The organism is Bacillus sp. FSL K6-1006, assembly GCF_038593175.1.
GTDB lineage: Bacteria > Bacillota > Bacilli > Bacillales > Bacillaceae > Bacillus > Bacillus safensis.
Map to the genome: position 1 here is coordinate 324,212 of NZ_CP151970.1, position 14,552 is coordinate 338,763.

At 43.8% G+C, this 14,552-nt stretch carries 13 protein-coding genes; 11 read left to right on the forward strand and 2 right to left on the reverse strand.

Translation table 11 applies throughout. The features are described from left to right. Positions 1-132 precede the first annotated feature (132 nt). A complete protein-coding gene (locus NSS65_RS01755) occupies positions 133-891 on the forward strand; it encodes a YqcI/YcgG family protein (RefSeq protein WP_098677409.1) in 759 nt (252 codons plus the stop codon). Here the strand turns inward: NSS65_RS01755 and NSS65_RS01760 are convergent. Next, entirely contained in the window at positions 886-2,202 is a 1,317-nt protein-coding gene (locus tag NSS65_RS01760) for an amino acid permease (protein WP_034283246.1), read from the reverse strand. The genes NSS65_RS01755 and NSS65_RS01760 overlap by 6 nt on opposite strands. 112 nt (positions 2,203-2,314) lie before the next feature. On the opposite strand from NSS65_RS01760, the gene NSS65_RS01765 reads away from it, so the two are divergent. The 9 genes from NSS65_RS01765 to NSS65_RS01805 all read left to right on the forward strand — a co-directional run bounded on the left by NSS65_RS01765 (position 2,315) and on the right by NSS65_RS01805 (position 12,209). Continuing rightward, the gene (locus tag NSS65_RS01765) at positions 2,315-2,911 is read left to right on the forward strand and encodes an urea carboxylase-associated family protein (RefSeq protein WP_034283248.1); all 597 of its coding nucleotides are present in this window, start codon (positions 2,315-2,317) and stop codon (positions 2,909-2,911) included. A 198-nt stretch (positions 2,912-3,109) separates the two neighbouring features. Further along, positions 3,110-3,931, forward strand: a complete 822-nt coding sequence (gene nadE / locus NSS65_RS01770; RefSeq protein ID WP_061110406.1) for an ammonia-dependent NAD(+) synthetase — start codon at positions 3,110-3,112, stop codon at positions 3,929-3,931. 317 nt (positions 3,932-4,248) lie between these two features. Further along, positions 4,249-5,106 carry a citryl-CoA lyase gene (locus NSS65_RS01775; protein WP_098677410.1) on the forward strand — a complete coding sequence of 286 codons (858 nt, stop codon included), beginning with the start codon at positions 4,249-4,251 and terminating at the stop codon, positions 5,104-5,106. Continuing rightward, a complete protein-coding gene (locus tag NSS65_RS01780) occupies positions 5,103-6,536 on the forward strand; it encodes an aldehyde dehydrogenase family protein (protein WP_098677411.1) in 1,434 nt (477 codons plus the stop codon). Before NSS65_RS01775 ends, NSS65_RS01780 begins: the two co-directional genes overlap by 4 nt. Before the next feature lie 9 nt (positions 6,537-6,545). Next, entirely contained in the window at positions 6,546-7,319 is a 774-nt protein-coding gene (gene aroD, locus NSS65_RS01785; protein ID WP_098677412.1) for a type I 3-dehydroquinate dehydratase, read from the forward strand. Positions 7,320-7,357: 38 nt separating this feature from the next. Next, complete coding sequence (locus NSS65_RS01790; RefSeq protein WP_034283256.1) at positions 7,358-9,118, forward strand: thiamine pyrophosphate-binding protein; 1,761 nt, start codon at positions 7,358-7,360, stop codon at positions 9,116-9,118. 23 nt (positions 9,119-9,141) lie between these two features. Then, positions 9,142-9,522, forward strand: a complete 381-nt coding sequence (locus tag NSS65_RS01795; protein ID WP_034283259.1) for a cupin domain-containing protein — start codon at positions 9,142-9,144, stop codon at positions 9,520-9,522. A gap of 125 nt (positions 9,523-9,647) precedes the next feature. After that, positions 9,648-10,850 (forward strand): CoA transferase, encoded by a 1,203-nt coding sequence (locus NSS65_RS01800; protein ID WP_080701232.1) that lies wholly within the window; start codon positions 9,648-9,650, stop codon positions 10,848-10,850. 45 nt (positions 10,851-10,895) lie between these two features. After that, on the forward strand, positions 10,896-12,209 hold the full coding sequence (locus tag NSS65_RS01805) for an MFS transporter (protein ID WP_025092799.1): 1,314 nt from the start codon (positions 10,896-10,898) through the stop codon (positions 12,207-12,209). 39 nt (positions 12,210-12,248) lie between these two features. Here the strand turns inward: NSS65_RS01805 and NSS65_RS01810 are convergent, their stop codons facing one another. Further along, positions 12,249-13,607, reverse strand: a complete 1,359-nt coding sequence (locus NSS65_RS01810) for a hypothetical protein (RefSeq protein ID WP_326134929.1) — start codon at positions 13,605-13,607, stop codon at positions 12,249-12,251. 148 nt (positions 13,608-13,755) lie between these two features. Between NSS65_RS01810 and NSS65_RS01815 the strand changes: the two genes are divergently transcribed. After that, positions 13,756-14,529 carry an IclR family transcriptional regulator gene (locus tag NSS65_RS01815; protein WP_034283265.1) on the forward strand — a complete coding sequence of 258 codons (774 nt, stop codon included), beginning with the start codon at positions 13,756-13,758 and terminating at the stop codon, positions 14,527-14,529. Positions 14,530-14,552: the final 23 nt, after the last annotated feature.

Sequence of the window (14,552 nt, forward strand, 5' to 3'; positions counted from 1 at the left end):
GAAACAAATACCTGCTCAATTTGAATAGAAACCCCATTTTGTCATGCGCTAGGAAAGTCGTGGAAGGACAGTCACCACAGCCATTTGCACCTCATAGGCTATGGAGAAGACGCTAAAACGAGGTGTAAAGAAATGGCCCAGCTGTATGCAAAAAGTTGCCTTGATCAAAATCTACGATCACTAGAAGAATGGAAGCAGGATGCTTTCACACAATTTGGCAAGATGGTAGGAGATGAAGCCGATACATTCCCATGTGTACCCGGAAGACAGGGATTTTTTCTCGATCATTTACGCTATGGGTTTGTCGGTGACCCTAGGAAAGAGGAAGCGGTTGATGAATTAGCCCAGCTGCTGAGAGAATATCAAGGCTGTGCGAAAGAAACCGGTCAATATGCTTCATTTATCTGTTTTTTTGAAACACCGCAGGACTTACAGGAAAGTTCGCTTGAAGAGTTTGAGCAGCAGTTTTGGTCGCTGCTTAAGCGGCTGCATCATAAAGATGAAGAACCGTGGCCTGAGGAGATCCCATTAGATACTCATCATCATGAGTGGGAGTATTGCTTCCATGGTGAGGCGTATTTTATTTTGTGTTCCACACCTGCTCATAAGCTCAGAAAAAGCCGCCACTTCCCTTATCTCTTGATGGCATTTCAGCCTAGGTGGGTGTTTGAGAAAATGAATGGATCGACCAAGTTTGGACAAAAAATGAGCCAGCTCGTTCGCAAGCGGCTCAAAGCATATGATGAGGTCAGTGTTCATCCATCATTAAAATGGTACGGGGATCCGACCAATCATGAATGGAAGCAATACTTTCTCCCAGATGAAGAGGCGGAGAAACCAGCCTCCGCCAAATGTCCATTTACTGCATTAAAAAACATGATGAAATTATGATGCGGTCTGATCCTGCTTCCACTTTTTCCTCATAAATAGCACCATGATGGCAATCACTGCAATGATCCCAAGGCTGATAAAAAAGCCAGGTCGTCCGCTTGCCTCTGTTAATGTGCCTGATACAGCGGCTCCAATTAAGAGCAGCGCAAGAATCATTTCGCACGTTTGGCGAGTGGATGGCTTGGATAGCTTTTTACTTGAGAACAGAATAAAAATCCATGTGTACAGCAGGGTAAGACCGGCTGCTGTTGTGAGATGCTCGTAGATGTGTTTGGACAAAAAGAGTGCAAGCAAAATTGAGACAATTAAGCCAGCAGCAGTTAAGATAATCGAAGACCATCTCACATGCGATGGATCTTTTTGTTTAAAACAAGCAGGTGCATCCTGATGCTCTGACATTGTGCCGAGCAGCGTTGTGACCGCATAGAGAGAGGCAACCAGTGTCGAAAAACCAGCAATAATGAAAATGCCATTAAAGATATGAAGAAAGATCGATAAATGAAACGGCTCTAATGAAGTAATAAATGGACTGCTGTTCTCATTAAAGGCTGTCACTGGGACAAGCAAGAGAGCAAGTCCGATTGAGACGATATAGATGACTGCTAGAATGATCAGCATGACACGTCCAGCTTTTGCCGCATCCTTCGGGTCCTTTAAATGAACCGCCATCAGCCCCATGACTTCAATTCCCCCAAATGCATAAAATGCGTAAATCAATCCATTCCAAAGACCAAGCGGACCAAGAGGCATCCATTCGTGATCCTTGTTAGGCAGATGAAGGGTCGGTTTATGTTCTGTCAAAATGCCGAATAATACAAGCACCGCAAGAATCATAAATAGAAAAATCGCCGCAGTTTTCAGTACCGCAAGAACATTTTCTGTCTTTTGAAAAGAAGAAAGCCCAATGATAATCACGAGCAGGGCAAGAGCGGAATAAATCGCAGAAAACACCCAAAGCGGAACAGAAGGAAACCAGTGGCGGGTAAACAGAGAAATGGCGGTTAACTGACTTCCTGTAATCAGCATTTCTGCAAACCAATACACCCAGCCATTGCTAAACCCTGCCCAGCGTCCGTATGCTTTACGAGCATAGGAACAAAATGACCCTTTATCAGGATTATCAGCTGTCATCGCAGCTAAATGTTTAAAGACGAGATATGTTCCGACTGCAGCAAGCAAAAAAGAGATGCAGACGGAATAACCGGATTTTGTAATGGCGATGCTGGAACCAAGGAAGAACCCAGTGCCAATTGTACAGCCGACTCCGATGAGAGAAAGCTGCCACCAAGATAAAGATTGTTCTTCTTTCAATGCAAGTGCAACACCTTTCTATTTCAATGACATTAGCTTGTGACCGCGTCTTTTTTTTATACATGATCAAGGGGACATTTTGGGCATACTGTCATGGAAAGGAGTGCATGTGATGAACGGAGAACACGTCATTTTACCAAAGGGTAGACTCGGTTTTCGTTTAGGAAAAGGCCAATGTATGCGAGTGGTTGATGTCGAAGGCCAGCAAGTAGCAGATGTGATGGCCTATCATGAAAAAGATTTTTATGAAAAATTTGACCAAGGTGCGACGATGGACAGTTTGTTCTCGTCTAAAGTGAAAAAAGGCGATAAGCTTTATTCTAATTTATATAAACCGATGTTTACGATCATTGAAGATACAGTAGAATGCCATGATTTATACATGCCCGCCTGCCGGCAAGAGATGTATCAGCTTTTATACGGCCGGACGCACTTAGAGGTCATGCATACATGCTACGACAATTTGCGGACTGCCTTTGAGCCCTTTGGAATTCCAAAGGAGGATATGTACTATCCTTTTAACGCCTTTATGAATACAGTCATTGATGAAAAAGGAAAGCTGTCTGTCGAGCTGCCAAAATCGCTGCCCGGTGACTACATTCGCCTGCGGGCTGAAATGGACCTCATTGTGGCCGTGTCTGCATGTCCTGCTGATATTGGGAAGTGTAATGGATCAAGCTGTACATCCATACGGGTAGAAATCGATTAAAAAAGAAAAGGACCAGTCAAAAAAGACATGGTCTTTTTCACTTGTGAATGTTTGATTATCTAAGAAATAGGGGAACGTCTAACAAAATGTTCTTGATGAAAACATGGTATAATGAAGATTCAAAAAACGTTATTAAATCAATGAATTGGGAGTAAAACCTGTTCTCTTCATGTAGAGGATGCTTAGGAGGAAAAGTGTATGAGTTTGCAGAAAAAGATCAGCCAAGAGTTGCATGTGCAGCCCTCAATTGACCCAAAGCAGGAGATCGAAAAACGGGTTGGATTTCTAAAAGAGTACTTGAAAAAAACCGGGGCAAAAGGATTTGTTCTCGGTATTAGCGGCGGGCAGGATTCAACGCTTGCTGGACGTCTTGCACAGCTTGCTGTCAGTGAGCTTCGTCAAGAAGGAAAAGAGGATGCGGTCTTTATTGCGGTACGCCTTCCGCATGGTGTGCAGCAGGATGAAGATGATGCACAGCTCGCCCTATCATTTATTCAGCCAGACAAGTCGTGGAAATATGATATTGCACCTGCCGTGTCAGCATTCAGTGATCAATATCAAAAGGAAACGGGCGGCCCATTGTCTGACTTTAATAAAGGAAATGTCAAAGCTCGCATGAGAATGATCGCGCAATATGCTGTCGGTGGTGAGGAAGGATTGCTTGTCATCGGTACAGATCATGCAGCTGAAGCAGTAACTGGCTTCTTCACGAAGTATGGTGATGGCGGTGCAGATGTTCTCCCGCTCACAGGTTTGACAAAACGCCAAGGACGGACGCTTTTAGAAGCGCTAGAAGCACCGGAACGCCTGTATTTAAAGAAACCAACAGCCGATCTGCTGGATGATAAACCTCAGCAAACGGATGAAACAGAACTCGGCATTACGTACAATGAAATTGATGATTACTTAGAAGGAAAATCAGTCTCAGATCAAGCAGCAGAAGCGATTGAAAAGCGTTATGTTCAATCAGAGCATAAACGCCAAGTACCCGCTTCCATGTTTGATGACTGGTGGAAATAAAAAGAAACCTCTCCGATGATGGAGAGGTTTTTTTATGTCGAATTTCAAGTGGATTTGACAAAATAACCAAAAGTTCATTAAATTAGTAGAACGATATACTTAAGTCCATTTAACTAAATATCGCTTTTTTTGATCAAAAAAAGCAGACATAATTAGTTCGATTCACTTAATTTCACTTCTATTGACAGTATTTTCAGAAAAAATAATTGACGAACAAAAAGAATGCGCTTACAATGAAACCACATTCCGAAAAGTGAAATTAGATTCCACTGAATGGAATAAAGGGGTGATTCACCTCCAAATAAGAAGCTAAAGGAATGATTCACACAATGAAAAATCGAAGTGCACTGGAAATTTACAAAGAGGGAGGCGCATGGTGGGAGACTGAGATTAGTCATATTCAAAAAAATTCAATTGAACTACGAGGGTATCCGATTGAAGAACTGATTGGTGAATTGTCGTATCCACAAATGCTCTATTTACTGCTTGTTGGTGAATTATTGGATGATTCAAAAGCAGCTCTTTTTGAAAGTGTTCTTGTCGCAGGTGCGGACCATGGACCAAGAGCGCCATCTATTGCAGCAGCTAGAATGGCGGTGACTTGCGGCATTTCGTTTAATTCCTCTGTTGCAACAGGGGTGAATCTATTAGGTGACATTCATGGCGGAGCCGGAGAGAAGGCCATGCGTATGTTATACGAGGCCAAAGCGGTCTACGATGATCAAAAGGATATACATTCTGCGGCAAAGCAAGTGTGTCAAACATGGTTAAATCGCAAGGAAAAAATCCCGGGAATCGGCCATCAGCTTCATGATGATGATCCGAGGGTGAGACGACTATATGAGCTGAGTCACACATATGTCCAGCAAGGTCTTATCAGCGGCACATATTTACGGTTGGCCGAAGCGATTAGACATGAGCTTGAACAACTGAAAGGGAAGAAAATCACGATGAATATAGATGGTGTATCTGCTGCCATCCAATGTGAATTAAACATTCCAGCAGAAGCAGCAAAAGGCATTTTTTCCTTATCCAGAGGAATGGGCATCGTGGCGCATGCATATGAGGAGCTCACAAAGGGAGCCCTCGTGAAAGGACCTTGTCCGAATGAAGAAAGATTGGTTCGTTATGCAGGACATGGAACGCGGCACTTGAAGGAGGGAGAAAAAATTTGAGTGGTTTAAAAGCGTTGTCATATATAAACGGCGAGTGGCTGGATACAGGTCGTGTCAAAACAGATATCATCAATCCTTACTCAGGAGAAAGGATCGGAACATCCTATCTCGCCTCATCAGAAGACATAGAACAGGCACTTTCTAGTGCGCAGCAGGCTAAAAAACAAATAGCGGAAATATCGGCAATCGAACGCTCAAAGCTTCTAACAAAAGCAGCCACCTTGCTTGAAGAACAAAAAGACCATTTTGAAAAACTGATTTCGCTGGAATTAGGCAAACCGCTTAAAAATACAAGAGATGAAGTTTCGCGATCAATTGAGACGCTGGCGCAGTCTGCGGAAGAAGCGAATCGATTAATAGGTGAGACCATTCCTGGCAATGTATCATCACGCGGACAGGGAGCAATGGCCATGACATTTAAAGTACCAGTCGGAGTTGTGCTGGCGATTACCCCTTTTAATGCACCGCTCAACTTAATTTGTCACAAAGTCGGTCCGGCCTTTGCGGGAGGGAATGTCATCATTTTGAAGCCCGCACCGCAAACATCAGCTGTTGCCACAGCGTTTGTCAAACTCCTTCTCGAAGCAGGATTTCCTCAGGCTGGTTTGCAGCTTGTGATTGGCGGGGTCGAGGCCGGGAAACAGTTAGTCACTGATGAAAGAACGAATCTCATCTCTTTTACCGGCGGGGCTGCCGGAGGCGAACACATTACAACCTTTGCGGGATTGAAAAAGGTCCTGCTCGAACTCGGAGGGAATGGCGCGACGATTGTTCATCACGATGCAGATATTGAACAAGCCGCATCCATGTGTGCCAAAACAGGCTTTAGTAATTCCGGTCAAAGCTGTATTTCTGTTCAAAGAATTTATGTCCATCAGGAAATGATGCCGTCGTTTACTGAGGTATTAAAACAAAAAGTAGAGCAGCTTGTCGTTGGAGATCCGCTGTCCAGCGAGAGTGATATCGGCTGTATGGTTGATGTCCAGGCGGCAAAGCGTGTTGAGGCATGGATACAAGAGGCAGAGAGCATGGGTGCCCAGATTTTATGCGGGGGGAAAAGAAATGGAGCGAGCATCACACCGGCTATTTTGCTAAACCCTCCGAAACAGGCCAAGGTCGTCTGTGAGGAAGTGTTCGGCCCAGTTGTCAGCATTCTCCCTTATGAGGAGCTGGAGGAGGCAATTAAAGAAGCAAATGATAGCCGATATGGTTTGCAGGCAGGGATCTTTACGAATCAGCTGGATGTGGCGTTGCACGCAGCAAAAGAGCTTGAAACTGGCGGGGTTGTCATCAATGGGACATCGAATTTTAGACTGGATCATTGGCCTTATGGCGGGATTAAGCGAAGTGGCCTTGGAAGAGAAGGTCCGCGTTTCGCCATTGAGGAGATGACCGAAACCAAAATGGTCGTGCTTCCACAGGGTTTGTGAAAGGGGCGTATGGATGTGAATGCATTTCAGCAAAGGGTAAAAAGTGTGCAGGCAGGCGGTCAGCCAATGATTTGTACGCCGCTCATCGGACAAACAAAGGAAGAATTATTTCATGAGGTCGAGGTGTTAACTGAGAAAAAGCCTGATGTGATAGAGTGGCGGGCGGATTTTTTTCATCACCTTCATGACAAGGAACAAGTGATAGAAACCCTTAAGGGAATGGTAGAAAAGGCAAAGGGTATCCCATTTTTATTCACGATTCGCTCTGAAAAGGAGGGCGGCGAAAGTATATCACTCTCAGAATCTGAGAAGGTTTCTCTGCTTGCCGAGCTTTGTTCCACTCAGCTTGTGGACGCCGTTGATTATGAATTGATGCATGATGTGACACATATACAGCAAGTCAGTCAGGCGGCTAAAAGAAATGGGGTCACCTTGATTGTGTCGTATCACGATTTCCAGCGTACCCCTGAGGTAGATCGTCTCGTGCAGCTATTCGTCAATGCAGAATCAGTCGGCGCCGACATTGCAAAGATCGCAGTGATGCCGTATTCCTATGACGATGCATTAACACTGCTCTCGGCGACCAGCCATGCGAAAAAGCAGCTGTCAATTCCCGTTATTTCAATGGCAATGGGGGAATACGGGGCTTTTACAAGAATGATTGGCGGACTTTTTGGATCTGTCATGACCTTTGCTGTAGGGAAAGAAAGCTCAGCTCCCGGGCAAGTGGCGATACAGGATTTGAACAATGTTCTATCTATTGTGTTTTCAAAGAATAAGTGAGTAGCAGATTCATAGCTGCACCGTGAGAGGAGAGAAACATGAAGAAGAATATTTCTACACAGGTTATTCAGTACTTAGAAAATCGGGGAGTCGAGCATATTTTCGGTCTCTGCGGTCATACGAATATTGCTTTTTTATCAGCGCTTGAAAAAAGCTCGATTCAATTTGTAAATGTCAGGCATGAACAGATAGCGGCACATGCAGCTGATGGTTATGCGCGGGCAAAGAAACAGACGGCTGTTGTTCTCAGTCATCTAGGACCCGGACTCACCAATGCGGCAACAGGGGTAGCGAATGCAGCACTTGATTCCATTCCAATGGTTGTCATTGCAGGAGATGTCCCAAGTCATTATTACGGAAAGCACCCACATCAAGAGATCAATCTTCATTCCGATGCCTCTCAATACGAAATTTACCGGCCGTTTGTGAAAAGAGCATGGCGAGTCGATATTCCAGAATTATTTCCAGAGATTTTATCAAAAGCATTTCAGTTAGCTGAAAGCGGCCGTCCTGGCCCGGTGCTTATTTCTGTTCCAATGGATGTGTTCTCAAAGGACCTAGATGTGTCCTTGTTTGAACAAATCAACCATCATACACACACCATTGAAAAACCTTCTATTGATGATCAAACGGCCAATCGGATATTGGATCGATTGCTGCAGGCAGAAAGACCGCTCTTATATGTAGGGGGAGGCATTATTTTAGCTGATGCAGCTGAAGAATTAAAGGCATTTTCTGATCATCTGAGTATCCCTGTCGCCCATTCTTTGATGGGGAAAGGAGCCATGCCGGATGATCATCCAATGACTCTTGGAATGACAGGGTTTTGGGGGACAAAATTTATCAATGATCAGTGCAAAGAAGCAGATTATATATTGGCTTTAGGCACCCGTTTTGCTGAAGCTGATGCGAGCTCGTGGGAATCAGATTATACATTCCGTTTCCCATCAACCAAGCTCATTCATATTGACATTGACCCGAATGAAATTGGACGTAACTATCCTGTTGAAATTGGAGCAGTAGCCGATCTTAAGCAAGCCTTGACTGTACTCAATCGAGTGGCGAGAGAGAGACTGCCAAAAGGGCTGGATCGTCCTGAATTGAAAAAGGAAATTGCGTTATATCGTAAGGATTTTCAGGCTAGCAATCTGACGAATGTTCAAGATGAATCCTTCCCAATGAAGCCGCAGCGTATTTTGCAGGAAGTACGGGAAGTATTGCCGCCAGATGCCTTTATTACAACGGATGTTGGCTGGAACAAAAATGGGGTCGGACAGCAATTTCCTGTGCTCACGCCAGGTACCATTTTAACGCCAGGCGGCTTTGCAACGATGGGATTTGGAGCACCTGCCGCACTTGGGGCAAAGATTGCCCAGCCTGACCGTGTTGTTGTGTCACTCGTTGGAGACGGCGGCTTCGGTCAAAATCCATCCGTTCTTGCAACAGCAGTTGAAGAGAACATTCCTGTTGTGTGGATTGTGATGAATAACAGTGCATTTGGAACAATAGCCGGTTTGCAAATGGCGCACTATGAAACGACGTACGGCACTGTTTTCAGAAAAGGTGGAGAAAGCTATTCACCGGATTTTGCTGCCGTTGCGAGAGGTTATGGGATGAAGGGGATTAAAATCACCTCTGCTTCTGAATTCAAAGAAGCTTTAGCTGAAGCCATTGCTTCTCAGGAGCCTTGCGTTATTGATGTAGCGATGAAAAATGATCCTGTTCCTACGGATGGACATTGGAATATTAATGACATTTATTCACCAAATTCAAAGCGCTCACATGTCAGCGTGAATTAAACAGAACGAGGGAGGAATTAACAATGAAAATTAAAGTATTGAATCCGTTTCAAGATGGGAACCCATTATGGTTAGGCTTAGATCGTCCAGAGGAGCAAATGATTCGAAAGGTATTTCAAACCATTACACCAGATACTGTTGGATCAGAGCATATGATGGCGGGTCTCACCATTTTTGAACCAGGGGAAGCAAGTTCAGTGCACAATCACCCGGGTTCAGAGGAATTTGATTTTGTGATTAAAGGATCTGGCGAAGTCATTTGTGATGGAGAAAGGCAGTCCTTTAAACAAAATGATTTCATGTTCATTCCAGACGGTGTCCCGCACCAGCATGTCAATACAGGAGATGAACCTTTATGGCTCATTTGGCTCTACACACCGCAAGGGCAGCTTCCAAAGGATTAAAAACCTGCACCGGTAAGTCCTCCTTTTGGATCATCAGGGCTTTCCGGGTCAATCAGAAAGATGAAAAGGGCTAAAATTAGGAATGATTTTAGCCCTTCATCACTTGAATGAAAGGGAGTCAAGCAATGAATATGAATACACCGCTCGAAGGAATAAAAATATTAGACGTCTCTACGATGATTGCTGCACCCTATGGCGCGGTGCTTCTAGGGGATTTTGGTGCAGAGGTCATCAAAGTCGAAATTCCTGGCAAAGGCGATACGCTGCGGCATGTCGGCCCTTTTGCAGATGGAGAACCACTTAGATGGTCAGGTCTCTCGCGGAATAAGAAATCCCTTACACTGGATCTGCACAAAGACGAAGCAAAGGACATTTTTAAAAAACTTGCTGGTCAGGTCGATGTGCTGATTGAAAATTTCCGCCCTGGAACACTGGAAAAATGGGGCGTTGGGTACGATGTGTTAAAAGAAATCAACCCTCGTTTAATTATGATTCGTGTATCGGGTTATGGTCAAACGGGCCCGTTTAAGGACAAAGCCGGATTTGGAACACCAGCGACGGCGTTTAGCGGCTTTACATATATTCAAGGGTTTCCAGACCGGCATCCAGTCAGCCCTTCCTTTTCTCTCACTGATTATATTGCTGGCATCTATGTGGCGTTTGCTACTGTGACAGCGATGTATTACAGGGATACACATCCAGAAGGAACTGGGCAAATGGTGGATTTGGCCCTCTATGAATCTGTGTTTCGTATGTTAGAGTTTTTGGTTGCAGAATATGACAAGCTTGGGAAGGTGCGTGAGCGTTCACCGGGGCTGAGCGGACATTCAAGCCCTGCCGGTACCTATGAGACAAAGGATGGTCATTATTTGGTTCTTGTGACGAGTACAGATTCGACCTTCAATCGATTGGCAGAGGCGATGAATCGATTAGATTTACTAGAGAATGAAAAATTCGCGGTCAATGCATCCAGGCTGAAGCATAACAAAGAAATGGATGCGATCGTTTCGCAATGGATCGCGTCGAAAACAAGGGATGACGTATTAGAAATTTTAGATACACATGGCGTACCTGTGAGCCCAATCTTAAGTATTCGAGATATTTTTGAGCATCCACAATTTAAAGCACGAGAGAATATCGTCGAGGTGCATCACCCTCGTCTTGGAAAAGTGAAGGTGCCTGGGATCATTCCGAAGTTTGAAAAAACACCTGGAAGTATCCGTCACATTGCACCTGATTTAGGCGAACATAATTATGAGATTTTAACAAATATGCTTGGCTTAACAGAAGAAGAGTGTAAGCAGTTAGAAGAAAAAGGGGTAATTTAATACGCTCAACCGAACCGCACGCTGCGGAAACAAAGGAGGATGGTTATGAAAGTGCATTCAGAACTGAAGGGGAATGAATTGCAGCCCGCATATGTGAAACCAACGAAAGCCCGTTTTGGCATATTGATTCTGTTGTTTTTTATTACCGCTATTAATTATATTGATCGAGCCAGTGTATCCATTGTTGCTCCTGCGATTCAATCTTCATTGCAATTAAATCCTGCCTTATTAGGCTTGATTTTTTCGGCATTTAGCTGGACATATACAGCGATGCAAATACCAGGCGGTTTTATTCTCGATAAATTTGGCTCAAAGGTAACGTATGGGATATCACTCGTTACTTGGTCTATTTTCACAGGCTTACAGGCGTTTGCGAACAGCTTTGCCTTTTTATTCGGCTGCCGTTTGTTTATTGGGATTACAGAATCTCCCGCTTTTCCTGCAAATAACCGTATTGTCACCACATGGTTTCCAAGGCGGGAACGGGCTTTTGCAACAGGTGTTTATACTGCTGGAGAGTATGTGGGTCTTGCCTTTGCGACACCTCTTCTATTTTGGATCATGACGACTTTCGATTGGAGAACCGTCTTTATTACGGCAGGTGCGCTCGGTATCATATTTGCTTTCTTTTGGTACAAGTATTATCACGAACCGAAAGAGCATCCGAAGATAAATGAAGATGAGTTAGAATTAATCCGGCAAGGCGATGGGCTGACAGTCGCATCACAGGAGAAGCTGAAATGGGCGGACTTTGCCGCCCTTCTAAAATATCGTAAATTGATCGGGCTTTATATTGGGCAATTCTCTGTTGCGTCTACCCTTTTTTTCTTTTTAACGTGGTTTCCGACCTATTTGGCAGAGGCGAAAAATATGGCGTTTCTCAAGGTAGGTTTTGCTGCTTCTCTTCCTTATATTGCTGCATTCTTTGGGGTCTTGTTTGGAGGTTATGTGTCTGATTGGCTGCTCAAAAAGGGCGTATCAGTGAATGTAGCCAGAAAGCTGCCAGTAGTGGTGGGCTTGCTGATGACGAGTACCATTGTTTTAGCAAACTTTACAACAAATATCCCGCTTGTGCTGACCATTTTATCCATCGCTTCATTTGCGCAAGGACTGTCTAATATCTCTTGGACGATGCTGTCTGAGGTGGCACCGCGGGAAATGGTTGGGCTGGCTGGCGGCGTATTTAACTTTTTTGCTAATTTAGCTGGGATCATCACTCCGCTGATTATCGGATTCATCGTGTCGGCGACAGGCTCCTACAATGGAGGAATTTTATTCGTCAGTTTAGTCGCTTTAGGCGGGGCATTGTCGTACATCTTTATCGTAGGTAAAATTGAACGTATTCAATTAAAACCATAGTGAGAAAGCAAAAGAGAACTCAAGGGTGAGTTCTCTTTTTTATGTATAAAAGATAACGGTGATGATCGCTGCACATGCGATGCCCATGCTGATATAAAGGCTGGCAAACCATATATTCCAGCGAGTGATACGGTAAGGGTTGACCTTCATCAAATCAGCCAATAAGGAGACAGAAACATTAAAAGGGCTAAACATAACAGTTGATGTGCCAGCAACGATCAGCATGATTGCGATCGGAAGAGCAGGCAGTTCATGGATGACTGGTGCCATCATGCTGACTAACAAAGCAAGCGAGACAAGCGGGTGAAAACCGCAAAGGGCGGTGATCAGAAAATACAACCCAATGACACAATAAACCCAAATGGCATGGTCTGATATACTGACAATAAATGCTTGAATCGGCTGCATACTGTTTGTCGCAAGGAGCATATCGACAAAGAAGCCTGCACTTAAAAATAGACACATATAGTTGGAGAGCTGACGGGTTCTTTCTTTCCAATGAGGCAGAGAGGCAGCGATATATTGTTTTCTTTTTTTGATAATAGAAGAGAATAATAGAGCAAATGGAATAATCGTCAGTACTACAGCGAATAAATAGCCTTTCCCAATCCATGCATCGACAAGTGAGACGACTGTCATAAAACCTAGCAGCATGAAAGCGAGCTGAAGGGTTTTTCGCTTAATTCGATGAGGATTGGCGTTTGTTTCTGAAGACTGAATGATGTTTGGTAATCGTTTGCTTTGACGAGAAAAAAGCATCCAATCTATCGCCAGCACGACGACCATTAAACCAAAAGTAATAGGTGCAATTTGATAATATTTTAGTTTGGTTGCATCAATGGTGACGCTTACCAGCACTTCAACAGGACTCCAGCTTAAACATAATGCATATGACCTCAAGAGGTTGCGTGTATAAAGATGTTGTTTCACTTGTTCTTTTAGAGATTCGAGCGACGGTTTGAGCGATGTATATAGTAAAGGAATCGTCGCGATATTTAAAAACATGCCGAGAATATGCGTGACAAATGAACTCTTGCGATAAAGCTGGTTTGAGCTCGTTGTATGCAGTGTGAGCAGTTTATTTAATTGTGTATCGAAATGTCCAACATGTATGAGAGAATGAATAAAAGGCAGCATGAAAAAGAGAGAAAGCAAGCCCAGCATGGAATGAAAGTGAAGAAAAAACGTGTGCAATGGCTGGCCGGATAAGAAGAATAAGAACAACCCAATGATGAGAAATACAGCACCTGTTTTCAAATAAAGCCCATTTGCTTTCTTAAAAGAAATGGTGAGCGAGGCAGCGGCCAGCAGACCAACAAAATAGGAGAGTATAGGAGCAGGAAATAGTTGATGAACAATATATAGACTGATAAGAAGTGTAAAAACGAGCAGGTACATTCAAATATCTCCTCCATCAAATATCTTCAAGTGATTTTATTCTGACTGGTGGAATTTGTTTTCTTTTAGTGGAACGTTTAAAATGGATTATAGCAAAATCGATCGTTGATGTCGATAAGAAATCAAAGGGGAAAAGGAGAAAATGAACATGGCTGATAAAAAGTCAAAAGAAGAATCAGGACTGCGTACAGTTCAGCGTGCTTTGGATATTCTTTATTGTTTTAGTGAAGAACGTCAAGAGCTGACGCTAACGGATATTTCAAAAGAGATGAATTTAGCAATGTCTACGACAACGAGACTGCTCAAGGCGCTTGAAATGAATCATTTTGTGGAGAAGAATCAAGAAACAATGAAATACCGATTGGGTCAAAGGCTTTATCTCCTTGGATACATTGCAGGAAAGTCCATTAAATTGAGGGAACTGGCTAAGCCACTCATGTACTCACTTCGTGATGAAACAAAGGAAACCGTCAACCTGTATGTACTGGATTCAACAAGCAGGGTTTGTATCGAACAAGCGGAAGGGCTGCAATCGATTCGCCATCTTGTCAAGATTGGTGAGAAGCTGCCATTGTACGCAGGTGCAGGCGGAAAGGTATTATTGGCATTTCAAAGTGAAGAATTTCAACAAAAAGTATTAGCGTCTGAGGCTGATCATGTGAAGAGAGATGACTGGCAAGAGGAACGTAAACATATTCTTGACACGTATACTTCTTGCAGTATCGATGAACGAGAGGTAGGATCTGCGGCAGTAGCGGCACCAGTCTTTAACATTCATGGAGAAGTGAAGGCTTGTTTATCCATATCTGGTCCAACCCATCGGTTTACTGAAGAAGTCATTCCTAAGCTGCAGCAAAAAGTGAAAGAACAGGCACAGAGGCTTTCTGAACAGCTCGGCTACGTCGTCAAACACAATTTTTAAGATTGCCTATCTTTTCGCGCTCC